The organism is Vibrio sp. 10N.286.49.E11, from assembly GCF_041469505.1.
GTDB classification, from domain to species: Bacteria; Pseudomonadota; Gammaproteobacteria; order Enterobacterales; family Vibrionaceae; genus Vibrio; species Vibrio crassostreae_C.
The window spans coordinates 66,656-90,701 of the sequence record NZ_JBFRKQ010000010.1; the positions used below are offsets into that span (position 1 = coordinate 66,656).

23 protein-coding genes, 1 pseudogene and 1 riboswitch are annotated in these 24,046 nt (G+C 43.4%); of the genes and pseudogenes, 11 read left to right on the top strand and 13 right to left on the bottom strand.

Annotated elements, in window-relative coordinates; all coding sequences use genetic code 11:
* Positions 1-122: 122 nt before the first annotated feature.
* The 6 genes from AB4167_RS02670 to AB4167_RS02695 form a co-directional block, all read right to left on the bottom strand.
* On the bottom strand, positions 123-305 hold the full coding sequence (locus AB4167_RS02670; RefSeq protein ID WP_004730424.1) for a hypothetical protein: 183 nt from the start codon (positions 303-305) through the stop codon (positions 123-125).
* 264 nt (positions 306-569) lie between these two features.
* Positions 570-797 (bottom strand): PAS factor family protein, encoded by a 228-nt coding sequence (locus AB4167_RS02675; protein WP_004730426.1) that lies wholly within the window; start codon positions 795-797, stop codon positions 570-572.
* A gap of 267 nt (positions 798-1,064) precedes the next feature.
* Positions 1,065-3,221, bottom strand: coding sequence for a c-type cytochrome (locus tag AB4167_RS02680; protein WP_372136091.1), 2,157 nt, complete (start codon positions 3,219-3,221; stop codon positions 1,065-1,067).
* Complete coding sequence (locus tag AB4167_RS02685; RefSeq protein ID WP_017064719.1) at positions 3,218-3,832, bottom strand: cbb3-type cytochrome c oxidase subunit II; 615 nt, start codon at positions 3,830-3,832, stop codon at positions 3,218-3,220. The genes AB4167_RS02680 and AB4167_RS02685 overlap by 4 nt, the downstream gene beginning before the upstream one ends.
* Positions 3,833-5,257 (bottom strand): cytochrome-c oxidase, cbb3-type subunit I, encoded by a 1,425-nt coding sequence (gene ccoN, locus AB4167_RS02690; RefSeq protein ID WP_017060031.1) that lies wholly within the window; start codon positions 5,255-5,257, stop codon positions 3,833-3,835. It lies immediately after the preceding gene.
* Positions 5,258-5,294: 37 nt separating this feature from the next.
* Positions 5,295-5,669: a cytochrome c gene (locus tag AB4167_RS02695; RefSeq protein WP_029235248.1), complete on the bottom strand. Its 375-nt coding sequence runs from the start codon at positions 5,667-5,669 to the stop codon at positions 5,295-5,297.
* A gap of 462 nt (positions 5,670-6,131) precedes the next feature.
* On the opposite strand from AB4167_RS02695, the gene AB4167_RS02700 reads away from it, so the two are divergent.
* Together AB4167_RS02700 and AB4167_RS02705 are read left to right on the top strand one after the other, a co-directional pair.
* A complete protein-coding gene (locus tag AB4167_RS02700; protein WP_017069847.1) occupies positions 6,132-6,587 on the top strand; it encodes a hypothetical protein in 456 nt (151 codons plus the stop codon).
* A 9-nt stretch (positions 6,588-6,596) separates the two neighbouring features.
* The gene (locus tag AB4167_RS02705; protein ID WP_372136092.1) at positions 6,597-7,625 is read left to right on the top strand and encodes a diguanylate cyclase domain-containing protein; all 1,029 of its coding nucleotides are present in this window, start codon (positions 6,597-6,599) and stop codon (positions 7,623-7,625) included.
* 236 nt (positions 7,626-7,861) lie between these two features.
* Here AB4167_RS02705 and AB4167_RS02710 read toward each other — a convergent pair whose 3' ends face one another.
* Complete coding sequence (locus AB4167_RS02710) at positions 7,862-10,294, bottom strand: putative bifunctional diguanylate cyclase/phosphodiesterase (RefSeq protein ID WP_372136093.1); 2,433 nt, start codon at positions 10,292-10,294, stop codon at positions 7,862-7,864.
* A gap of 3 nt (positions 10,295-10,297) precedes the next feature.
* Positions 10,298-11,329 (bottom strand): PotD/PotF family extracellular solute-binding protein, encoded by a 1,032-nt coding sequence (locus tag AB4167_RS02715; RefSeq protein WP_017060025.1) that lies wholly within the window; start codon positions 11,327-11,329, stop codon positions 10,298-10,300.
* Positions 11,330-11,922: 593 nt separating this feature from the next.
* On the opposite strand from AB4167_RS02715, the gene AB4167_RS02720 reads away from it, so the two are divergent.
* From AB4167_RS02720 to AB4167_RS02745, 6 genes are all read left to right on the top strand, one after another.
* On the top strand, positions 11,923-12,723 hold the full coding sequence (locus AB4167_RS02720) for a PhzF family phenazine biosynthesis protein (protein ID WP_372136094.1): 801 nt from the start codon (positions 11,923-11,925) through the stop codon (positions 12,721-12,723).
* Between the two features lie 123 nt (positions 12,724-12,846).
* Entirely contained in the window at positions 12,847-13,350 is a 504-nt protein-coding gene (locus AB4167_RS02725; protein WP_050653643.1) for a YgjV family protein, read from the top strand.
* Positions 13,351-13,410: 60 nt separating this feature from the next.
* Complete coding sequence (locus tag AB4167_RS02730; RefSeq protein ID WP_065584628.1) at positions 13,411-13,725, top strand: cupin domain-containing protein; 315 nt, start codon at positions 13,411-13,413, stop codon at positions 13,723-13,725.
* Between the two features lie 98 nt (positions 13,726-13,823).
* Positions 13,824-14,306, top strand: a complete 483-nt coding sequence (locus AB4167_RS02735) for a GNAT family N-acetyltransferase (protein ID WP_017069854.1) — start codon at positions 13,824-13,826, stop codon at positions 14,304-14,306.
* A 165-nt stretch (positions 14,307-14,471) separates the two neighbouring features.
* Positions 14,472-14,729: a hypothetical protein gene (locus AB4167_RS02740; RefSeq protein WP_017060020.1), complete on the top strand. Its 258-nt coding sequence runs from the start codon at positions 14,472-14,474 to the stop codon at positions 14,727-14,729.
* Positions 14,730-14,860: 131 nt separating this feature from the next.
* A complete protein-coding gene (locus AB4167_RS02745; RefSeq protein ID WP_102393767.1) occupies positions 14,861-15,157 on the top strand; it encodes a hypothetical protein in 297 nt (98 codons plus the stop codon).
* A gap of 127 nt (positions 15,158-15,284) precedes the next feature.
* Here AB4167_RS02745 and AB4167_RS02750 read toward each other — a convergent pair whose 3' ends face one another.
* Positions 15,285-15,782 carry a fasciclin domain-containing protein gene (locus tag AB4167_RS02750; RefSeq protein WP_102393768.1) on the bottom strand — a complete coding sequence of 166 codons (498 nt, stop codon included), beginning with the start codon at positions 15,780-15,782 and terminating at the stop codon, positions 15,285-15,287.
* A 238-nt stretch (positions 15,783-16,020) separates the two neighbouring features.
* Here AB4167_RS02750 and AB4167_RS02755 point away from each other — a divergent pair, with 238 nt between their 5' ends.
* The 3 genes from AB4167_RS02755 (at position 16,021) to AB4167_RS02765 (ending at position 18,953) form a co-directional block, all read left to right on the top strand.
* A complete protein-coding gene (locus AB4167_RS02755; RefSeq protein WP_372136095.1) occupies positions 16,021-17,004 on the top strand; it encodes a DUF2860 family protein in 984 nt (327 codons plus the stop codon).
* A gap of 166 nt (positions 17,005-17,170) precedes the next feature.
* Positions 17,171-17,665: a GNAT family N-acetyltransferase gene (locus AB4167_RS02760; RefSeq protein ID WP_017060016.1), complete on the top strand. Its 495-nt coding sequence runs from the start codon at positions 17,171-17,173 to the stop codon at positions 17,663-17,665.
* A 75-nt stretch (positions 17,666-17,740) separates the two neighbouring features.
* Positions 17,741-17,840: riboswitch (purine riboswitch) on the top strand.
* Between the two features lie 90 nt (positions 17,841-17,930).
* A complete protein-coding gene (locus AB4167_RS02765) occupies positions 17,931-18,953 on the top strand; it encodes an adenosine deaminase (protein ID WP_136979512.1) in 1,023 nt (340 codons plus the stop codon).
* A gap of 179 nt (positions 18,954-19,132) precedes the next feature.
* Here AB4167_RS02765 and AB4167_RS02770 read toward each other — a convergent pair whose 3' ends face one another.
* The 4 genes and pseudogenes from AB4167_RS02770 to AB4167_RS02785 form a co-directional block, all read right to left on the bottom strand.
* Positions 19,133-19,798, bottom strand: a complete 666-nt coding sequence (locus tag AB4167_RS02770; protein WP_102332870.1) for a DUF2057 family protein — start codon at positions 19,796-19,798, stop codon at positions 19,133-19,135.
* A gap of 106 nt (positions 19,799-19,904) precedes the next feature.
* A pseudogene (locus AB4167_RS02775) lies at positions 19,905-20,329 on the bottom strand (hypothetical protein).
* 13 nt (positions 20,330-20,342) lie between these two features.
* The gene (locus AB4167_RS02780) at positions 20,343-22,730 is read right to left on the bottom strand and encodes an ATP-binding protein (protein ID WP_372136096.1); all 2,388 of its coding nucleotides are present in this window, start codon (positions 22,728-22,730) and stop codon (positions 20,343-20,345) included.
* Positions 22,723-23,817 (bottom strand): cytochrome-c peroxidase, encoded by a 1,095-nt coding sequence (locus tag AB4167_RS02785; RefSeq protein ID WP_372136097.1) that lies wholly within the window; start codon positions 23,815-23,817, stop codon positions 22,723-22,725. Before AB4167_RS02785 ends, AB4167_RS02780 begins: the two co-directional genes overlap by 8 nt.
* Between the last annotated feature and the right edge of the window lie 229 nt (positions 23,818-24,046).

Below are 24,046 nucleotides of genomic sequence, written 5' to 3' on the forward strand. Positions count from 1 at the left end.
GAAACTATCTACGTTAGAAATACGATACGCCAGAAACAAGAAAACGCTGCACCCATGCAGCGTTTTTTTATGTCATCGAACTATTCGATTTAAGGAACTAGGAGGGGTAGCCCTTGAAGCCATTAAGGTTGGATGACGATATCTTGATTTTCAGTGGTCGATAAGCTGGCGCGGTTCTGTTCGATAAGCTGAGCCGCATAAGAGGGAGTTACAGCTTGAATTTCGCCTTTTGAACGAATCGTTAATGCTTCCCACGCATGATCACGGTATTTGCCTGTTTGTGTATATTCAATAAGTACTCTCATGATTCTTCCATCCGATGTGTGGTTAACGTGCTACTAACATTAGCGCCATTATTGTGGTTACACACCTGTTAAAAATGGAACATAAGATTAACCAAATGAGAATGCGTGTAACTTGAAAAACTGACCTTATTGAACTGATCTTAACTAACAGTATTTATCGTACCTAACTGCATTTATCGTAACCAACGGTACTTATCGTAAATGGCATCTATAAAAAAACGCTGCACGGATGCAGCGTTAAAGTTGAGATAGGTTGAAGATTGCTTAGCTGTTTTCTAAGCCAACAATCTTGCGTGCAGACATCACTGCACTATCCAAATCGGTCAATCTACCAGCACTTGCTGGACCAAGAACTGATGAATACAAAGCCAACTGCTTCTCAAATGATAAATCTAATTGGTTATATAGATTTTGGCGGATTTGAGCGTGTTGCTGAGGCTTTGCGCTCGACAGGCCTTCCAACGTATCGTAGATGAGTGTAGTTGTATCCATAACTGTCCTTAGTACATCTTTAGAAAATTTTGCATATTATGCACTTGGTGTCATCTTTGTTCTGCGAGATTGATCGCATTATGTTCAGCTCTGCTTAATTGTGTAATCAGTTAGTTACAATTGTGTTGTACGGCAAAGTATCGAAAACTTGGGTTTGGGCAAAAGAAAAGGAGACACAGTGGTCTCCTTTTGGCTTGTTAGGCAAACATAAAAGTTACGTGCTGTTCGCTGCTTGTTGGGCCAATCGGCTACGCACAGCTACAGCGCTTATCGTATGTTAATGTTCTTATCTCGATTTTCGTACATTTCAGGTGTGGTGTGTAATCCACCTGCATAGCCTGCTGCTTCAAGTGTTTCTCTTACCTCTCGAACATGCTCAGCCGTGACCGGTTCATTTCTGTCGCCAAGGTTTAAACGCACAAACGTGATTAACTCAGCTAAGCGTTGATCCGACAGTACATCCTCAAAACTTGCCATTGGCATGAAATTTCTGTCTTTGTCGAGATAGGTGGGTTGCAAGCCGCGCACCGTTACCGCAATGGTATTGAATGGGTCGCTGTGCATGATAATACCGTTGTTCAACAGAGTAGGGGCGATTGGATCGCGACCTTTACCATCGTCACCATGACAGGCCCCACAGGTTTGACGATACGTGGTGTAGATTTCACTGGCATACGCAGCTTCATCAAACCCTTTAGGCTGTAACTGAACGGCATCACTGGCAATGGTGTTGTTGATGTCCCCACTGAGTAGGTAATAGGACATCGACTCAATATCTTCACGCGTCATCAAGCTTAGGCTGTTTTTCACTACATCAGCCATACCCGCAAAAGCGGTGCCTTTGTCTGAATGTCCTGTGTGTAAAAAGTCTGTGAGTGTTGCTTCATCCCAACCATCGATATAGAGCTCATTGGCTGTAATATCAGGCGCGTTCCAACCGTCGATCAAGTTACCTTGGAAAATACGTTCTGGTATCAGTGCTTGGGCAATATTTCGAGGTGTATGGCACTCCGAACAGTGACCAAGTCCTGCGACCCAATATTTGCCTTGTTGCCACTTATCGACATTCTCAATTTCTCCTTTGAGTTCCTCTGGCACTTCATAATCAATAGGGTCGATATCCATGAATACGATGTTCCAGCCAAGCAAACCTAAGCGAATATTGGATGGAAACATCATGCTGTTGTCATCATTGCGTCGCGGCACGGCGGTGATTGACTGCATGTATTCCCATAAATCCACCATGTCTTGGTCGGTGAGGTATTGATAGGAGGTGTAAGGCATTGCAGGGTACAGGTAACCATTCTTGCCTTTACCTGCGACTAACGCCGCTCGGAAATCATCGAAGTCATAAGTCCCAATACCTTCGGTAGTGTGTGGCGTTATGTTGGTTGAATACACGGTGCCGAAGGGGGTGACAAAGGGTAGGCCGCCAGCAAAGGGTTCGCCACCTTCTGCACTATGACAAGCCACACAGTCACCGGCATAAGCGAGATATTCTCCGCGCTCAACAGATGATGCTTTCAAACTCGCGAGCCGTTGTTGCTCTACGTCACCAGCGTGTCGGATATAAGCCCCAAGCGCGAGTATCTCGTTCTCACTGAGCTGCTCATCAAACGCAGGCATTAGGTTGTTCAAACCGTAATTGATGGTGTGCTGAATCTCTTCAATACTCCCTCCGTGAAGCCAGATATCATCGGAAAGATCAGGTACGCCAATCGCTGGGTTAGCGACAGCACCATCGGCATGACAAGACGAACAGTATTGGACGAACAAGGTTTTACCGAGCTCGACTTTAATCTCCGGCACATCGGTATGACGTTGGTTGAGGGAGGCTAGATAGTAGGAGACTTTTGCCACCTCGTCTGGGCGCATGATTTCACTCCAACCCGGCATCGCTCCATTTCGCCCTTTGGCAATCGAATGGATCACAGCTTCATCACTGCCGCCGTATAACCATTCTTGGTCGATAAGATTAGGGAAGTGTTTCTGACCTTGTGCATTATCTCGGTGACAAGCGGCACAGTGAGTTTGGAATAGAATCCTACCGCTGTTCACGATCTCTGGGACAGCAGCTAATCCCTCTAACGTGGTTTCGCTGGTTTGTGCAAATTGCTCATTGAGAGTGGTGGATGGTGAACTGAGCTTATCGTCGCTTTGTTCCCAATCGACTAAGCCTTCCCATTCTCCAAGCCCGGGGTAGAGCACCAAATAACCCGCAGACAAAAGAAATGCCACTGCATAACTGATAAATAACAGCTTAGGTGGAGGCGCATCTTTCTCTTCAATACCATCAAAGGTGCCAATGGTGTGGTCGTGATCGGCCTTGTGATTGCTACGCCAGTATTTAACGACAACAGACACCATCAGAACAAAGAATATTAAGGTTAAGAGTACCGCCCATAGATTCCAGAATGTGCTCATTGTGATACCTCCTGTGACGTATCTTTACCCAGGCTTTGTAAATAGCGAATCAGAGCTTCACCTTTGGTTTTGCCTCTTACTTGCAAACGGGCATCACCAATTTCTTGATCGGTATAAGGCACACCTAAGGTACGTAACACTTCCATTTTGGCGCTAATATCATCGCCAGTCAGAGTCTGCTCAAATAGCCACGGGTAAGAGGGCATGATCGAGGTCGGTACGACTTTTCGAGGGTCAATTAAGTGAATAGCATGCCATTGGTCAGAATACTTTCTACCTAAGTTAGTGAGGTCAGGACCAGTACGTTTAGAGCCCCACAAGTTAGGAAACTCATAGATATCGTCTGCTTCTTGGTTCGGGCGACCATTACGCTTCACTTCTGGCTCTAGAGGGCGAACCATTTGTGTGTGACAAACATGGCAGCCTTCACTGATGTATATGTCTCGGCCTGCTAACTCAATCGGTGTGAGAGGCATCGCTAAGCTGCCTTTGGCAATATCATCGCCACGGACAATGCTTGGCACTACCCAGACCAATAAAGAGAAGGAGGCCACGACAACAGTGGTCAAAATTAAAATGACGATTGAATGTGTAAAGTCTTTACTCATCATTTAAGCTCCTTCATTAACAGTGTGTTTAGCATCATGAGTTACGGGCATACGAACCGTTTTGTACAAGTTGAAAGCCATTAAGAACAATCCAAGTACAAACAGCGCGCCACCAAAGAAACGCATGAATAACCAAGGTGCTTTAAAATCCATAGCCTCTACAAAGCTGTAAATCAGTTCGCCATTTTCATTTTGAGCGAGCCACATATAGCCTTCACCGATGCCTGCGATCCAAAGTGCTATCGCATAGATGGCGACGCCAGCATGAGCGAGCCAAAAGTGCCATTTAATCAGTCGTCGTGACCAAAGATCGGTTTGGCCCCACAAGCGTGGAATGAAGTAGTAAAAAACCGCTATCCCTGACATTCCAACCCATCCTAGAGCCGCGGAATGTACGTGTCCTATGATCCATTCGGTGTTGTGTGCCACCATGTTGAACCAGCGAATAGCGAGTAGCGGACCTTCGAATGTTGCCAAGCAGTAGTAAAGAATCGCTGAGAAAAAGAATAAAAGAATGTAGTCGGACTTCAGCTTTTCTTTATTTTGTAGGAGGGTCATTGCGCTATTGAACGCGCCTGCCCAAGAAGGGAGCCACAGGATCAAAGACATAACGATGCCGATGTTCTGAATCCAGATGGGAACAGAAGAATAAACCAAATGGTGCGTTCCGGCCCACGTGTAAAAGCCGACCAAGCCCCAGAAATGGATCACAGACAAACGGTACGAGTAGATAGGTCGATCCGCCGCTTTGGGTATGAAATAGTAGTTCATACCAATCACACCAGCGGTCAGCAAGAAACCGACGGCATTATGTCCCCACCACCATTGAACAATCGCATCTTGAGCGCCTGCAAACACAGAGTAGGACTTCATCGCCAACACAGGCATCGCGAGGTTGTTCACGATGAAAATCATTGCAACGACGATAATGAATGCAGCAAAGAACCAGTTAGCCACAAAGATATGGCTGACCTTTCGTTTAGCAAGGGTGCCAAAGAACAACACCGCGTACAGCACCCAAACCAACACAATCATCAAGTCGATTGGCCATTCAAGCTCCGCATACTCTTTTGAGGTAGTGTGGCCTGCGGGTAAGGAAATGACCGCAAGTAACAGGATGAATTGCCAGCCCCAAAATACCATCCATGAAAGGCTTTTGTTGAACAAGTCACAATGGCCTGTTCGCTGGGCAATGTACAAAGACGTCCCCATCAAGATATTCACGACGAAGCCGTAAATTACTCCAGAGGTATGTAGCGGACGCAGTCGACCAAATTGGAAATACTGAGAATCAAAGTTTAAGACTGGCCAATATAATTGCGCGGCGAGAATCACGCCGATGATCATACCTACAATCGCCCACACTAAGGATGCAATGATGAAGTACTTCACGACCTTAATGCTGTATTGCGTTGTCACTTGTTCCATAACAAGGCTCCTTGCCTAGAGGTTTTGAATCGCTGACTTAATTTGAATCGCTGAGCGAGCCTGCTTCGTTGCCGAGCACAGAATAGAAATAGGAAATGTCACGGATGTCTTGGTCTGAGAGCGTGTCGGCTTGTTGTTGCATGAGAATCGCTAAGCCACTGGTTCTTTCTCGAGTCTGGTAATCTTTCAATGAAGAGATGAGATAACCCACTTTTTGACCGCGAAGGTTCGGGTAGGGATCTTGTGTTGAGATGCCATCAGCGCCATGACAGGTCATACACACTTTGGCTTTTTGTTTACCTAATTCGAATTGTTCTTGATTAACTTCAGCAGAAACAGGAAACATGACCAGCGTCATTACTAGGGTAGAAAGTGTCGCCATGGGGTTAAATTTTTTTATATTCAAACTCATTCTCGATTCCCTTGATTATGAAATGAGTAAGCTTTCTAAGATCAATACACGAGATCAACTGGTGAAGTAGAAACGACTGGAACTCGTTATTAAGTCTCTTAAAGCTGCTTACGTTCGATTAAAGGTTATGCAGCAACCAGCATTTTCGCTACTGACTTACTCATATTTATTGTTGATTTTGTTGTTTCATACGTATTCATAGGGCTTATTGGTTTACTTACGCAGAGTAAAATACGAGTTTTTGTTACTAGACGGTTGAGAAGGAATACGTCAAGCGGGTAGGGAGTGCTGAACGAGAGCGGTGATGGAAGAGACAGAGAAACGGCGAAGTTATTGAAAAACAGCGAGGTGTAGGGGCATTAGGGATAAAGCGATACCAATCAATCTGAGTGGTATCGGTACAAGTTAAATGGTCAATTTATACTAGACTCAAATTAGTGACCTTTTTAAATGGAGTTTAGAATGAGAACTGTATTCTTGTTGATGCTTTGGCTTTGCTCGTTTTCGATTTTTGCAGCCTCAGAGTTAACGGTTTTCGACCACTCCGGGCAAAAGCATGGTTTTAGTAGAGAGCAACTCCTGTCACTTCCTCAAAAAGAAATTACTACCACCTTGCCTTGGGTCGAGGGTCTGACCGTTTATAGTGGTGTGACGTTACAAACGGTGCTTGAAAATATGGATCTACCGATATCATCACAAGTCACTTTCGTAGCATTGAATGACTATAAAATTGCGGTGCCCAAAGAAGATTTTGATACCTATGAACCCATCATTGCGATTAAAAAGAATGGGGAGTTTATGTCTGTGAGAGAGAAAGGCCCGTTTTGGTTGATTTACCCAATCTCTGCGAACCCTGAAACCAATACCCCTGATTTCCATGCCAAGATGATTTGGCAGATTCGTGATATTCACCTGTAGAGGCTAATTATGAAGAAGCTGTTGTCTATGGCCGCAATCAAAGTCGTTGTTTTGTCTTTGGCCGTGGTTGTTCTATCCGTCAATATCTACAGTGTCACTCGAATTAATGACATCAACAAGAGCTTTTCTAACCGCCAAAATGAGGCCACTTGGTTTGTTTTTCAACTCGTCAAAGAGTATGCAAACTTCTTGATGGTTAGCCATGCAAAGACGATTGATTATGATGAACTTTGGTTGGCATATGACATTACTTGGAGTCGTTTTGATATTCTGATCAACAGCACTGAATCGTCCAATTTTATTCGCTCAGCAAACTTTAAACCGTACTTTACCGCAGAGTTTGAAAAGTTTAAGTCGTTAGAATCCTCAATTAAGTTGGTGAATCAAGGCGCTTTGCCTAATGAATCACTGCAGAAGAAAATTGATATTTGTTACAACACGCTGGTCGAATTTATTAACGAAAAGTTTCGACTTCAAAGCCCGGTTATTGAAGAAAACACCACAATGGTCGACAAGTTGGTGATGATGCATCAGATAAGCAGCGTATTTCTGGTGTTGCTACTGCTTGTGACAGGAGCGATTTTTTACGTCGACTTTGCAATCAAACGAAAACTTCATTCTACCGACTTCATTACTGGCTTTCGCAATCGAGTCTCGCTCATGCAGTTTGTTAAGAACAGCTATCCAACAAGCGGTAATTTCGACCTTTACTTTGTAAGAATCAGAAACCTTAGTGAGATAAACCAAAAGTATGGACTTGAATATGGAGACTTGGTGGTGAGTTCAGCTGCTAAGTCCCTGACGGCAAAGGTACCGGAAAGTACTATCTCGTTTCGTAGTAGTGGCAGTCAGTTTCTATTCTTCATTCCTGAGCAATTGTACACAAGTGATGAGATACAGGAAAAATTCAATGACGTGCTTAAGGATTATATCTCTGCGGGGAATTTAGAATTGATGATTGACGCTGTAGTCAGGCATAAGAAGAACATCAGCTCTAAAGATATGATGGAGCTACTAACGACGACGATGCAGAGTTAATCCCCGCATCAGCGATAAGTTAGATCATTAGGTTTTGTTGACTGTACGCTCACCATTCTCCCGCTTCACTATCATGGCTTTTGCCATTCTTTATTTGCCTCCTCATTCAATGTGCAGCCAATAGAGAGCTCCTGCTCTGATGAAGATAGTTCTACTACTAGTTATAGCTATAGTGGCTTTCCGCGCTTGAATAGGAAGAGAGGCTTTGAGGTTTAGGTTTAGGTTTAGGTTTAAGGTTACTGCTTTTGAGTGAGTGCAACGATTCGCTCGTTAGATCTCGAACTGCTAACAGACTGCGGGTTTAAAATTGCTTGCGGGTTATGGTTTCGAACAAACTCGATGAATTCCAGATAAGTGAGTGGCTGACTGAAGAAGTAGCCTTGTATTAGGTTACAGTTGGCTTTTCTGAGGTAATGATACTGTTCTATCGACTCAACACCTTCTCCGACGACTAGCGTGTCACAAGAGTGGCCTAAGTTAACCATAGATTCGACCATCTTGCGGTCGGCCTTGTCGTCTACCATGTTATCGATAAAGCTCTTATCAATTTTGAGCTCATCCACAGGGTAGTGGAGAAGTTGGTTAAACGCTGTGTAGCCCGTACCAAAATCGTCAAGGGAGACCTTTAAACCTAAGCTTCTGAGGCTCTCGATAGTCTGCACCGTAAGCTTGGTACTTTTCACGTAACTGGTCTCGGTAATCTCTATAATAATGTTGCCAGGTGGCACTTGATAACGTTCGAGTACTTTACGGATGTTGTCGGAAAAATTACGGTTGTAGAGCTCCATCGCCGAGATATTAATTGACAGAGTGCCCTTGTATTTATGAAGTTCTGAAAGCTCTTTATAGCTTTTGATCGCGGTGCCAATGACCCACATGTCGAGCCTGGCAATAAGGTTACTCTTTTCTGCAACTGGGATAAATTCTTCTGGTCCCGCATCGATATCGAATAAGGCTGGGCAACGAATCAGGCACTCCGCGCCATCTATCTGAAGTGTCTTGGCGTTAAAAATAGGCATAAAGCGAAGTTCAAAGTTGTCACTTTCGCAGCACTCTAAGAGTCTTTTCTCTACAACGTCATGGCGTTCCAAGGTATGTAACAACTCTTCGCCATAAACAATACGACTTTCGCCATCACTATGAGACTTCGCATTAGCTAACATTTCATCGATGCATCGGTGCCAAATCTCATCGAACTTTGGCGTGTCGAGCGGTAAAACACCTGTTGCGAGTGATAATCGAAACCCATAGTAGTCAAGGAAGGTGGTGCCGGTCAGCGTATTGTTGATGTTCTCAATTTCTTCGTTTATCACTTGGTTCTTACCCATCTCCAAGATCGCGATAAACTGATTCCCTCCCAGTCTGGCTAAAGAGTAATCACTGCAACTAAAGCCCAAAGAGGCTTGTTGGTTTTGTAGTGTCTCTTTCAGTGCTTTAGCTAAGCTTATCAGTACATTATCACCAACTTTTGCCCCGTAGAGATCGTTAATTTTACGAAAATCGATGATGTCCCAACAAACCACATAGCAGTGTGGGCTCATCGAGCTTTTTAGTCGTACATCAAGGTGTCTGATGAAAGAGCGTCGGTTAGCTAGCTTGGTGAGTTGGTCGAATTCGGCTTCGAACTTCAACTCTGTTAATGAGTCTATGTACGCGTTCTTTAAACCATCAATTTCACTTTGCCCTGATGAGCGTTTGAAGTATCTAAGTTTGAGCCCGCCGATCGATATCTCTTGAAGTAAGTCTTTAAGCGGGCGCACAAGTTGGTAACGCACCACTAAATGCACGATCAACATGATCGTAAAGAGAGTGCCAAAGCCACCTAACAAGGTTTGTTTAGTGATGATGGCTTTCTCATGGTTGAACTTTTGTTCTCGAATATTTACTTGCGCGATGAGATTTCGGCTGGTCATCTGCACATTGATATTATCTTGGGTTTGCTCAATTGATTTGATAACGAATTGGGTATTTCCGATGTTGGCAGCGTCAGAGGATGGCTCGATTAAGAACTGAATATTGTCATCGTCATTGTATTTGATTAATAAGCTAGAGAGTTGTATCAGAGGTCCGTCAGCAATCAAGATGTAGCGATTTAAACTGTTACTTGCACGTTTATCTTGAGGAAGGAGGTAAGGGTCAATTGCCGCAACATACGAATATCTGAGCTCGCCACTAATCGAGACATAAGAGAAGCTTTCGTAGGAGAGTTCCTTCTTGCTGATTAACGAGGTGTATATGTCGAAGACTCTTTCATAAATCTTGTCAGGGATTTTTAGCCCCTCGAAAGGATCGGCTCTGAGAGTCGAAAGCGTTAATTTGAACGTAGGGTCCACGATATAAACATTGCGTTGCCCAAATTGATTGACGTGATTCTGGCTTAATACTCGGAGTACTCGTTTTTCCAATAGCGATAGAGTCGTGTAGTCGCCAGGATTTTGAATGTAGCGGAGGAACTGCAACGAAGAACCGATATCTTTAACTAGTAAGGACAAGCCGAGCTGCTCGTATTCCGCCGCGACTAAAGCGGTGTTCACATCAGATTGCACCTTGTCCAAATACATGTGCTTAGCATGATTTGATGCGAAGTTGTACATCACGATTCCTGCTATCAGGAGCACAAATGTCAGCGTTGGTAAAAGTACAAAATAGAGCTTCTTCAATACTGGCATGAGTTATCTCAAACTGTCGACAATACGATTGCGAATTTGAATGCTACTCGGTTCTAACGGCTGATAAAGGTAGCTGCGATCTAATACTTCTTTATTCGGGAAAAGCTCGGGATCGTTTTGATACTCCTGAGAAGTGAGTGCTTTTGCTTTTGAACTTGGCGTTGCAAACCATGAATCCATTGCGTTTTGAGCGGCGATTTCGGGTTGCGATAAGAAGGAGAGAATCGTGGTTGCCTGTGGAGATCGCTCTCCGTTGTTAATTGCAGCCATACACTCTAACCATAAGGTTGTTCCTTCTAGAGGTACTGTGTAGGCCCAAGATGCCTCAGGTTCGGCATCATTAAGCACATAGCTGTCACCTGAGTATCCGTAGGCGAGGTCGATGTTGGCTAAGTGTTCGGGATGACGAATATAATCGACAACGTATTCATTACTTTCAAGGTGAGGCTTCTGTGCTTGTAGCGTTTTGTAAGCGACTCGAAGTTCTTGTTCGTTGTTGGTAAACGGCTCAAATTGATTCATCAGAAGCGCAGCACTCACCAAATCCGTAGGCTCATAATACATGCTGATTCGGCCGCTGGTTTTGGTTTCAGGGTCTAGAAGAGCGCCCCAAGACTTGGGAGTCTCAACTTTTCCGCTTCGGTATAAGATGCCGGATGTCCCCCAAGCGTAGGGGATTCCATATTCGCCACACCCATCCACCCATCTTGAGTCAAAGTTGCTTGAAAGGGATTGCTGCAAGTCGCTCAGGTTGTGGAATAAGTTCTGTTTAGCCAGCGCTTTCAGTTTCATACTTTCAATGACAACCAATTCAAACGCACCTCGTCGTTCACTCAATAGCACTTCATCACGAATGGACTCGTCAGAAAAATATTGCTGCTTTAGTGAGATGCCGTAGGTATCACTCAACTGGGTAACGACGCTGTCAGATAAAAATTCATCCCAATTGTAGAGATAAATATCATGCTGCTGGCCAAATACAGGGCTAGCCAAAAAGGATGTTGACGCAAGTATTGATACGCAAAACGCTTTCACTGACGGATTCCCTTTCGTACGTGATAACTAAATCGTAGCCCAAAATCTGCGACATGATTCAAATTTAGGCACTTAATTTAACTTCAACTTCAACTTCAACTTCAACTTCATGCATTTCATGCAAATAGCAACTTGCTACTCCTACTTGATACCGAACCTTTATCGTGTGAGGCAAGGATGACTCCGTCGTATCGTATTCAACACAAGTACGTATTCCAGTTTATTGTCCGTGAATGGATTATTTAAATTAATATTCATCATAATATCCATTCTTAGAAGTTATTATGCAAATATTAAGCATTAAATAATGATGCGGTGATTACCTTTTTCGGGTTTTCGCTCGCATTAATCGTCGTTATTCCTTTGTTTTGCCATCGCGATTTACTCTTATGTTCAATGTTCTTTTATCCCTAAAAACACTTCTATAACGTTTTGTTTATCATTTGTTTCGTTTCTCAATAAGTATCGATAAAGTTGTTGCTAAAGACTTGTAGCACAAGGTGATTGTGCTTATTGTGGGCAGCAATATCTAGGTTATGTCCCAACGAGCCATGATTGCCGGTTTGGGAAATGTTGTGCATTTAGGAGCCATTGTGGATTTAGAGATATATCAAGTAGATTCATTTACAACTCAAGCGTTTAAAGGGAACCCTGCCGGGGTCTGTATCTCCAAAGAGCCGTTGGATGAGTCGTTAATGTTTTCAATCGCTGAAGAGATGGCGGTATCTGAAACGGCTTTTCTCGCGCTTAACACTATGACGCTTAAATGGTTCACTCCCGAAGTCGAAGTGAAGCTGTGTGGACATGGCACACTGGCAACGGTTCATGTGATGAAAGAACAAGGACGGCTTGAGACAGGTGATAAGGTCGTGTTTAACACCTTATCTGGGGAATTATCTGCCGCCGTTTGTGAATCGTCTATCGAGCTTGATTTTCCTAGTACACAGCTATCATTGCGTTCTGAACCCAACCTCACGCTGCTTGAACACCTAGGTTTAGATCCGCATCAAGTAGTTTCATTCAGAGAATTTGACTCTAAGCAGTTAATCGAAGTTTCCAACGAACAAGTGTTATTGGAGCTTTCACCAAACTTTGATGCGTTAAAAGGTATTCAAGGGCGAGGTGTAGTGGTGACAGCATTGGCAGCAAATACGGAACTTGATTTTGTTTCTCGCTACTTTGCACCTTGGGTTGGGGTTAATGAAGATCCTGTGACTGGCTCGGCACATTGCGCATTGACGCAACACTGGGCAGAAAAGCTCAACAAAAGCAGTTTCAGTGCTTATCAGGCGTCTCGTCGTGGTGGCTATATGTCGACTGAATTATTGGCTAATGGGCGAATAAAGTTAATCGGCTCTGCGACCACTGTGATTAGTGGTGTGTTGAAGCTTTAGATTTTTATAGAAGCTTTAGAGCGCTGTTTGCTCTGTTTTGTTGTAACCGCCTAGTATGTTTTATTCGATTATTCACCGTGAAAGAAGCGGCTAGGGCGGAATGTTATTATTGAAGGAATCACCGTGTCTGCCTTTTATCTTTCCCAAGTATTAGTCGCGATAGCCATTTGTTTTGATCTTCTGTCATTCCAATTCAAGGAAAGGAAGAAAATCGTCACTTGTCTGTTCTTTGCTGGCGTTCTTATTTCGAGTCACTTTATCCTTCTTGAACAATGGACAGCGGCGAGCTTAATGACGATTGCCACGATTCGCTATTTGACGAGCGTATTTTCTACCTCGTCTAAGTTTAAATATTTGTTCTGTTCGATGTCGGTGGTCGCAACCGCAGTGACTTACTCAGGGCTGACCAGCATATTGAGTTGCTTTGCCTCCGTATTTCAGACCTTTGCAGCCTTCAATAAAGATGACCGTCGATTAAGAGAATTGATGATCATCGGAACCAGCTTTTGGTTGGTTCACAATTATTTAGTTGGTTCGCCAACAGCGGTTGTTATGGAGGCGCTGTTTATCTGCAGTAACTTGGTGGGCTATTACCGTTTTTACTTCAAAAAGAGTGCCGCTGCTTAGGTTTACAGTACAGCTAAGGCCCAAGTTGTTAATCAATTCAATGCTAGCTAGGAGAGCTTGATGCCAAACATTTACAATGATGTTCCTTCATCAATACCCAATGAAATATTCAATGACCTGATTGCCAACGACAACATTCGAATCGAGAGAATACTCTCATATGGTCACAGTTCACCAGACGAGGGTTGGTATGATCAAGATGAGAATGAATGGGTAATGGTGATCGATGGGCAAGGGGTGATTGAGTTTGAAGATGGTCGCATTGTTACCTTGTCTAAAGGGGATTATCTCAATATTTCCGCAGGTGAAAAACACAAGGTGCTGAGGACGGATAAAGATGCGGTGACGATCTGGCTCGCTGTGTTTTATCGTTGATATCTTGCTCTAAAGCTGAGGCTGTTAGGTTATAAAGCTTGCTGATTCAGCTGTTTATTTTCACCTCAGAAAGGACTTAAGACAAAAAGGAGTATGTTGTGATTAGAATTCGAAACTATCAAGCGAATGATGACAAAGCACTGTGGGAGATCTTCTTTCATACGGTACGTAACGTGAATGTTCGAGATTATTCTCAACAGCAAGTCGAAGCTTGGGCACCCAGTAGCTTTGACTTTGCGTTATGGCAAAAGCGTATGAATGGGTTACAACCCTTTGTGGCTGAACTCGATGGTTGCGTAGTTGGCTATACTGACCTGCAACCAAGTGGCTTGATTGATCACTTTTTTTGTCACCACGAATATCAAGGGAAGGGGGTAGGGAAAGCGTTGATGGAACATGTTTTCACTGTGGGTCGAGTTCGTGGTATATCGAGATATTTCTCTGAAGTAAGTATTACCGCAAGGCCTTTCTATGAGCATCTTGGTTTTAAGGTGGTGAATGAACAGGAAGTCGAAATGCGTGGTGTAAAGCTGACCAATTACGTGATGGAAAAGGTAGTTGAAGATAGAAAAGTCAGTTGAATAGGCGGGCTAGTGTTCGTAGGGATACAGAAACCGAGTTTGAAATATTAATGAACCTTTTTAAGGATAACTTTTCCTGATCTATTGATATTGTCGATGAGTTCAAATTGTGTGCAAGATAATTTGTCTAATCTAAACATTGAATGAATACAAGGAGTGTTGTTCATGAGTCATGTGAGTAGATCTAAACTATATACATTGGTGTCGATGTTGTCCTTCGCTGTTGGCGTTCTTGCCTTAGATGCTGGGGTGTCGGGGTTATTTCCTCTCTTTGTTGTCGTCATCTCATTCTTTTCATTTGTCATCAACTCGTTTCTTTGTTTGTTCGGAGGTAAACGCGAAGATGGCTTTGATGCCTATCAAAAAGCAAATCAGACTCGGTCGCGAGCACTGGTCAAAGGCTTAGAAGACTCGAACAAATAAACCTATGCCTTCAGACGAACGGTAATCTCATTTTTGACACAGTTTTCACCTGCTTTTTGTTCTCTTATTCAAGAAAAATCATCTCTTTAGAGATAATATTCACTTCAACTAATATCAGTGAAGGAAGTAAAGTGGGTATTGAAGCTTTAGCGTTTGTGATGGACGCATTAATCACCGCATGTTGTATGTACATCGCCTCTAAAATGTCTTTCGTGGTCGCAGATTTTAAATCCCTTCTTACTATTGCTGTTATCGTTGCTCTGGTGTCATTGATTCCAACAGTAGGTTGGGTGTTAGGGTTGATTCTGTTTGTGTACCTACTCGGGAAAGCGACGCACTCTAGTATTGGTGACTGCATCTGGGTAGTGGTCTTCACGAAGGTGGTATCGATGGCGGCCTTTCTGATATTCGGGCGCTTGTTTATGTAATCCGGGTTCTTGCTTATATCAAGGCAGGCTTGGCTAGTTTGATACCGATCTTAACTTGGTATTTAAACGTCAAAAGGGTGTGAACCTGTCACACCCTCTAAGAACCTTTGACTTGTGTTCATCTTTATTATTTAGGCAGTAATACAGCATCAATCACATGGATAACACCATTGCTTGCTTCAACATCTGCCATCACGACCTGCGCTTTGTTGATCATCACGTTGCCGTGATCAATTCCTACCATTACCGCTTCGCCTTGCACTGTTACGGCACTATCAAGCTTCATCACTTCAGACGCCATTATTTTCCCTGGCACCACATGATAGGTCAGTACTGCGATCAGCTTGTCTTTGTTTTCTGGCTTCAACAGCATATCAACCGTTCCTTCTGGTAGCGCAGCGAACGCTTCATCCGTTGGCGCAAACACTGTGAAGGGACCGCCACCTTTCAATGTTTCAACTAAGCCTGCCGCTTTTACCGCTGCTACCAAGGTGTTGAAAGAGCCGTTTTCAGCCGCCACGTCAACGATATCTTTCTTCATTCCGTGGTGATCAGCGTGAGCAAAAGCCGTAAAAAGAAGCGTCGCAACTAGCACTGACATGGTTTTGATTAATTTATTAAACATATTGTCTTCCTTTGAGTTTTGTCCGTTATTTTCGAGAGGTATTACGAAAGCCCAATCGTGATAGATCAATTTGTTGTGTCTTTGAGTGAATGGTTAGCGATATCGACAGCGTCAAGCGAATAAACTTATATTGTTAAATGCTTGTTACAATTCCATTTTGATGCTTATAGTTATTTGATGCTTATAGTTATTTGATGCTTATAGTTATTTGGTGATTATTCAAGTAATGGATGTGAATATGAGGTTTGTTTTACCATTAGTCTTTTCTGCATTGGCTTCAATGCCTGCATACAGTGGCCTTGCTCCAAGTGAAGGCTTCAGCGGTAACTTCAGTGTATTGGCCGGTTTCTACTCTGACAGTAGTAATTTGAGTACTGAACAAGATTCGAATCAAGCCACCAACACCCAGGAAGGGGAGAGTGAAAACCAAGGGCTACTCGGCTTTTTGGGTACTGTTCAATATACTTTTGGCGAATCGCTGACTCACCAAGTGTATGCGGGTACGACACGAGAGGATATTGCAACAGGTACCATCGCGTTTGAGATCGGTTATAGATACCAACTTTCTGGTGGCTCTATATTAGACTTTTCTGTTCTTCCTACGCTTATCTCGGGTAAGGCTTGGACGGATCCGTATGCTGTTGGCGTTAATCGAAATGAAACGGATGTCAAAGGTAATGTAGGACGACTGCAGCTCACTAATATCGGTGGAACTGGTTTTCGAACGGATCTCGCATTTGGGCAATCAGATGTTGATGACGAGCTATCTGGTAGCCAAGGCTTATCTCCGGAAGATACTGTGCTGCTGGATAGGGAAAGAACCTATGTGTACGCCAAAGCAGGATACCGCTTTATCTTACCAAACCACGCAGGTCTATTTGTTCCTTCAATGGTGTATTTCCACTCAGACGCAGAAGGAGGAGCACTCAGCTTCGATAGTTATGGTATTGAATTAAACTACGCGAAGAGAATCGGTCGTCATGGTTTTGTTGTCACCCTAGATGCAAGTGATCGTGAATATGATGAGTCGAATCCAATTTACGGGCAAGTACGTGAAGAGAATGAATTCGGTGCATTCTTAGCTTATGAGTTTGGTGGTTTGATGGGCTATAAAGATTGGGCGTTCATTACTTTACTGGGTTTAAGAAGCATAGATTCTAATATCGATTTCTATAACTCCGAGCAAGTATTAGCGAGTGTGGGTGTGGATTATAAATTCTGATATTCACACTATTTTAAAAATACTCATCAAAGCAGAAGTTTAAGTTCAGTCTTACTATTTGTTTAATTATTTCGGGCACTTACACCTTTAAAGGTTGTAGGTTCCCGTTGCTATCCGTAATATGAAAATTAGCTTATGGATAGAAATAATAGGATAAGGAAGCGCTTTGGAAATACAAATTAGACATTTAGAAGCAACGGATAGCCAAGATATTTTCGATATTTATCGCCGCCCTTCAGTTTCAGAAAACACCTCACAAAAGCCTTATCTTAGTTCTGAACAAGTGGAGCGACTGTTTGGTCATTCAGACCATTTCACTCTGGTTGCGGAAGTCTCCGGCAAAGTAGTGGGTCACATTACTTTATTCATGACCACCAAGGTAAGAGACAGGCACTGCGCTGGTCTTGGTATTGCTATTCACCCAGATATGCATGGTAAAGGGGTCGGTAAGGCGTTAATGCAAGAAGCGATCAATCAGGCGGATAACTGGCTTAATCTCGTGCGTCTTGAGTTAGAGGTTCATGCCGATAACCACGCCGCGATTGCTTTGTATGAACGTGTAGGCTTTCAGTTAGAAGGCACAAAAAGACTCAGTACGTTCAAAGCGGGTAAGTACATCGATATGTTGCTGATGTCGAGAATACGACCAGATTACCGTTGAGATCGAACCAAACAGGTTCCTGCTTTAGAAATCGGTTAATGAGCAATTGATTAGTGAAATTCCCATTAAACTCTGTATAGTAGCAACCGTTTGCTTCGTATAACCCCAATGATATGGTTTGGGGGTCTCTACCAGCTCCCGCAAAGTGCTGATTACGAAGGGTTTAGATCACAATTGTGTTCTTACTCTTTGTAATGGCGTTCAAGAAAACCTCCTGTCTATTATTCAGAGTAAGTGCACACCTAAAATCCATAGTAGGTGAAATATGAACGCATTTATTCAAGGGCTCCCAAAAGTAGAGTTGCATTTACACATTGAAGGTTCGCTCGAACCTGAGTTACTTTTCCAGCTTGCTCAACGCAATGGCATTGAGCTGCCTTATTCATCCCCAGAGCAACTAAGACGCGCATACGAATTTGATGATTTACAGTCATTTCTGGATATCTATTATCAAGGTGCTGATGCACTGCGCACAGAACAGGATTTCTACGACTTAACATGGGCTTATCTAGAACGCTGTAAAGCCGACAATGTTATCCATACTGAGATTTTCTTTGATCCTCAGACACATACCGATCGTGGCATTGCATTCGACACCGCTATTAACGGCATTCATCGTGCGCTTGAACAGGGTCATAAAGAGTTGGGCATTACCTCTCAAATCATCGCATGTTTTCTGCGCCATTTATCTGAAGAGAGCGCCATTCAAACGTTCGCAGAGGTATTGAAGCATCAAGATAAGATCGTCGGGGTTGGACTGGACTCTTCTGAATTAGGACACCCACCAGAGAAGTTCAAGCGTGTATTCCAACAAGCAAAACAAGCGGGCTTCTTGACGGTGGCGCATGCAGGAGAAGAAGGGCCGGCTCAAAACATTGTCGATGCGATTGAAATGCTCAGCGTGAGTCGAGTGGATCATGGTGTCCAGTGCATGACAGACGAAGCTCTAATCGAAGAGCTGATTGAAACCAAAATGCCACTGACGGTGTGCCCACTGTCGAATATTAAATTGCGTGTATTCGATGTGATGGAAGACCACAACATTGTCGAACTGCTCAGAAAGGGTGTGGCTGTAACGATTAACTCGGATGACCCTGCTTATTTTGGTGGTTACATGTCGGATAACTTTAATGCGGTGAGCAAAGCTCATGAGATGACGCATCAGGAGTTAGCGCTGTTTAGTTTGAATGCGATAGACGCGAGCTTTATTGAAGCGCCATTGAAGCAGCAATATCGAGAGCTTGTTCAAGGTTACTTAGCTAAAGCTGATTTTGACCAGAATTTCTAGCCGCTGTGCCCATTTACTAGCAGCTGAGTATAAAGCGCTAGGATGGCCAACTAAAGTGGATGGTAAAGTGTTATCGACTGAGTCTGCTTAATCTCTATAAGCCTAAATCATCTAGATGAAGACAAAAAAGAAGCTGGCAGTTTGCCAGCTTCTTTCATTTTTAAATTAAGCTCATTGAGCTACTTGTTCACGTAGTCTTTGAATTTCTGCTTGGTTTCAGCATCCGCTTTTTCGTACCAGAAATAGAGCATCTCTTCAGCTGTATTTGCTGCATTTCCGTCAATCTTTGTTGGAAGCGTTACCGGTTGTGCGACAGCAGCTGCTACGCCCGCGCTAGAACCTACTGTAAGTGCAGCGATGCCGCCTTTCTGGTTGTACTCCTTCGCTTCTTGCGGGTACTTACGACCAATCTGCATGCCATCTTTGATAAGTTTGTCTTGCTTAACACTGATTGCATTTTGGTTTTCATCAACCAGTTTCCAATCTAAGTTTTGAAGGCCTTTTTTCGCTTCGTTGGTGTTACGGAACTTAGGCATGTCAAACGTCAATGCTGTGTCTGTCGCATCAAAAGTAGCAATAATGGTATCGCTATCGACAAACTCTCGGTCGTTACCTTGGCTGAAAGCCAGTTGATATTTGAAAACGATTTGGTTTACGCCATCTGGAACGGTGATCGTTTTGCTCGAAGAGAAGAAACCACCGTCGAGATCAGGTTTAGCCTCATTAACAGCTAAGACTTCGACTAAAGCATCTGCGCTAGAAGGAACTTCAATTGTTACGTCAGCTAACACTTGTGGTGCTGCGATAATTGTCGAAAGCAGCGCAATGGATTGTAATGTTTTCATAGTCATACAGTTATTTAGGTGAGTAGTTCTACACTCGCATGCATAAAGAAGTATTTCAAGTTGCCTTGTCTCGATTTGGAAAAATTCACCGAAACTTAACCAAAGCCTAGTTTTTGAACGTGTCGATTGTATGGTTTCTGTGCGAGTGAGGGCGTGATCTTGAACTTTCCTCTGTCACGTCATCATCGACGTCCAGTGAGGCTTGAGGAGAAGGTAAAGAGATATAAATAGGAATAATTGCCGCCACCCAAATGGTATAGATGGTAATGACTCGGTTGAAGGCGACAAACCAGGTTTCGCTGCCGCTACCAGATAAGTAGTAACCCAATAAGGTAAGTAAGGTGCAGCCAATAGCCCACATCACGGCTGATAGTGGATCTTTCGTTGTGGCTGCGAGCAAGACTATCGTTATGTAGGGCACGGCCATGGCAATGCCCAAAGGAACATGACAGTCGACCACAAAAATGATTGTGGCACCGAGTGCTAAGAATAAATGTGGCCAGTGCTAGGTAAATTTACATTCCATATCATATGACACCTTCTTTTACCCCGTTTTTCGTTGCTGATGGAGTTTGTGTATTAATCGTGTTGCTTGATGGCTGTTGACTATCAAGCGATTGATGAGTTGCTGAAGTAATTCAGCCTCGGGCATGATGTGCTTCTCCGTTACCTTCTCAGCTTCGGTTGCGAGCTCGAATACTTCACTCATTTCATACCTTGATGCAATCGCTTTAACCGCCTTTAATGTTCTGGATAGATCATCTTGCTTGGCATCCGAAAATAGCTCTATCAACTCATCGATTTCGTTTTCTAGCTCATCAACGAGAGAAGTTAAGCATTTGAGTTTCTCGTCTGTTTTAAGCTCATCGTTAGTTAAAAATTGGCTACGCGACAGTTCTTCCTCTGTGAGTGGCAATTTGTTCTTAGGGTGACGCGTTAACATCGTGATGTTACTTTTTTCCTTGTTTGGAAGATTGTGTGTGTTAACGGAGTGATGGCGGTTGACCTCAAACTGTTGGTGAAACTCGTTGATGGCGTTTTGTAAGCTGTTTTTCTGTAACGGTTTGGTGAGTACAAAGTCTGCGCCTGATTCGATGAATTCATCGTGGGCCTCTTTGAATACATCGGCGGTACATGCAAAAACAACCGTAGTCAGCTTGAGTTCGCCACGGATTTTTTGAATCGCTTCAATACCGCTCATGTTGGGCATATGGTTGTCCATTATGATCAGGTCATATTGGTTTGACGCCAACTTATCTAAGGCCTGTAAACCGTCGTAGGCATTCTCAACCGTTAAGTTTATCGACTCACAGAACTTCCTAATCACCATTGCGTTGATCTTGTTATCTTCGACTAACAATACTGAGAAGTCATCGAGAGTCTCATTGGTTTTGGTTGGCGTTTGGTCGATGACTTGTTCTTCAAGCTCATGCATTTCTAACGGCAAAGAGATCTTAAATTGAGTGCCCAAACCAAGCTGGCTGGAAACCTTAATTGTTCCGCCCATCAGTTCGACTAACTGCTGAACAATGGAAAGCCCTAACCCTGTGCCACCAAACTTACGGGTTGTTGAAAGCTCAGCTTGTTCAAAGGCGGTAAATATATGGTCGATCTTGTCTTCTGCTATACCAATACCCGTATCCGTCACTAAAATATTCACCCTTGGTGGGGTAGTCGGTGCAATCAAGAATTCCACTTCAACCTTTCCTGACTCAGTAAACTTGACTGCGTTGCCTGCTAAGTTAAATAAGATCTGACGTGTACGTGCAGAGTCACCAATCAACTGAATATTGGTAGGAATGTTATCTTTAATGATAAAAGCGAGGCCTTTGTCTTCTGCAAGAGGTGTCAATGTTTTATCAAGGTGTGTCACGACGTCGGTGACAGAGAACGGGCTGTATTCCAACTCCATCTTGCCTTGCTCCACCTTAGAAAAATCAAGAATGTCATTCAATATGGTGACGAGATGCTGACCAGAGTCAATGATGATTTGGGCGTGTTTACGAGTATTCTCGCTGTGTGAATCCTCCTTGATTATCTGAGCGATGCCTAATACGCCATTCATTGGGGTGCGTAACTCGTGGCTCATGGTAGCGAGAAAGAGAGATTTTGCTTCGCTGGCTTTTTCTGCTTTGTCTGCGGCTTCTTGATAGGAGAGGTTGTTTCTTTTGAGTTCGAAGACTCGAAAAATAAACATGGTGAATGAGAACGCTAAAGTCAGCAACGCCAAAACGATAATAAGCTTAACGATGATACTTTTAAGTTGGTCTTGCAGATAGGTAAACTCATGCTCAATATGTTCAATATACTCCATGCTGTGTGCTGAAAGTACTTGAGATAACAGCTGACTTTGTTGTTGGTTGAGTTCGGTAAACGTTTTATAAAGGTTCGCCAGCTCGGAGTTAACACCTGAATGGTTAATTTCGATTCCCCCAACCAACACACTCGCAAGAAGCGCGCTTTGAATGTCGATATTTGCGTTGTTTATCTCAGCATCAGTTGAGTTGCTCTCTGTGAGTTGTAGAGTCAAAGATTGCAAAATAAACTGACGAGCCACACTAAGTCCTACTAGGTTGTCTAGCGTATCTAAGTTCGACATTGAAGCATCGTAAAAGCGATCCAATAATTGCGCTGTCGGTAAGTGTTTAAAGAACGTAGAGTGAATATTCTCGCTTTGATAACTTTCTCTGAGTAGTTGCAACTCTCTTTCTAAAGCAACCAAATCTGCAGACATTTGATAAGGGTTGGAAATACCCGCAAGCGCTGCATTGGTGATATGATCACGCATTTCTAATACTTCATGGCCTAACTGCCGAATAGGCACTCCATATTCGGTGACCTTTTCATGCTCGGAGTAGGTCAGCATAATAAAGCTAATTAAGCCGATGAAAAGCGATACAAACAGTAGAAATATGAGTCTGATCTTATTCATTTTCAAACTCCATTAACATTTGAGGACGGTTACCGGTTAGGGATTCGAGGAAGACTTTAATATCGTTTATGGTCTGTTTTTCAAACGTTTTACCGAGTTGGCTTTCACCCATTATTTTGATCGCTTCTTCGAGTGTGGCTGTTTGCCCGTCATGAAAATAGGGTGCAGTGATCGCCACGTTTCTTAAGCTCGCAACACGAAATAAATCCTTATCTTGTGGTTTAGCGGTAAACATAAAACGACCTTGGTCTTCACTTCGCTCGGCTCCTGTTTTCGATAACCCAAAGTAACCAAATCGCATCACCATGCCTCCACCAATGTTGGTACCTTGGTGGCAACGAATACAGCCTTCTTCTTGAAAAGTTTCCCAACCTCGTTTGGCGGTTTCAGAAAGTGCTGCGCTGTCACCTTGTAAATACAGGTCGAAAGGGGCATTGGGTGTGGTCAAACCCTGCATAAATTCAATAAGAGCAGCCTTAATTGAAGCTTCGTCAATGGGCGTTGATTGTTCTTGGAATAAGTCGATGTAAGTTTTCGATTGAGACACATAATCCGTAATATGTTGCCAGTTTGAATCCATTTCATCGACGTTGTGCACTGGGCCATCAATTTGATCGCCGAGGTTGTTTACTCGACCATCCCAGAAGAACCGATAGTTAAAGACTGCGTTAAAAACGGTGAGTGAATTTCTCATCCCTGCGCCGTTTACGCCAATCGAAACTGGAATTACCTCTGCGCCGTTGGTTTGCAGGCTATGACAACTTTCACAGCTCACACTGCGGTTAGAAGAAAGGTTCGGGTCTTTAAATAGCACCCAACCAATTTTGGCCAGCTCATGATTTATCTCGGGAGAGTTTGGAATCGGAGATATGGGTTGGCTTGAAGCGACGGTTTTATGTGCGTGCTTTTCTTCGGAATGGGCGGAGTGCCCTGAAGAGTGAGAGTCATCATGATTGCTTTCATGGGCGTGATTTTTTTTGTGTTCGAACGAGGTGTGCATTTTTGAAGAGGCCGCGTCATAAACTAGCAAAGCGACTGAAACGACAATGACAGTGATGCTTATTCTTGCTAAATATGGCGTTTTCATAACATTAGTCCATCTAGTTTGACAATTATGGCAACTCAGAATCCTTCTGATATCACCTTCATTTTACTTTCCAATGATAGGTGTTATTTATAAAGCTAGTTGCGCATATGTGATGTTGCAAGACAAGTGGTAGGAAATTAAATCGCTTAGGCGGTTATCTAGCGGGGATTGATAGGGAGGTCTAGTCAGAATTGAATGAAGCTCTTTCAAATGAAATCAAGCCGAATGG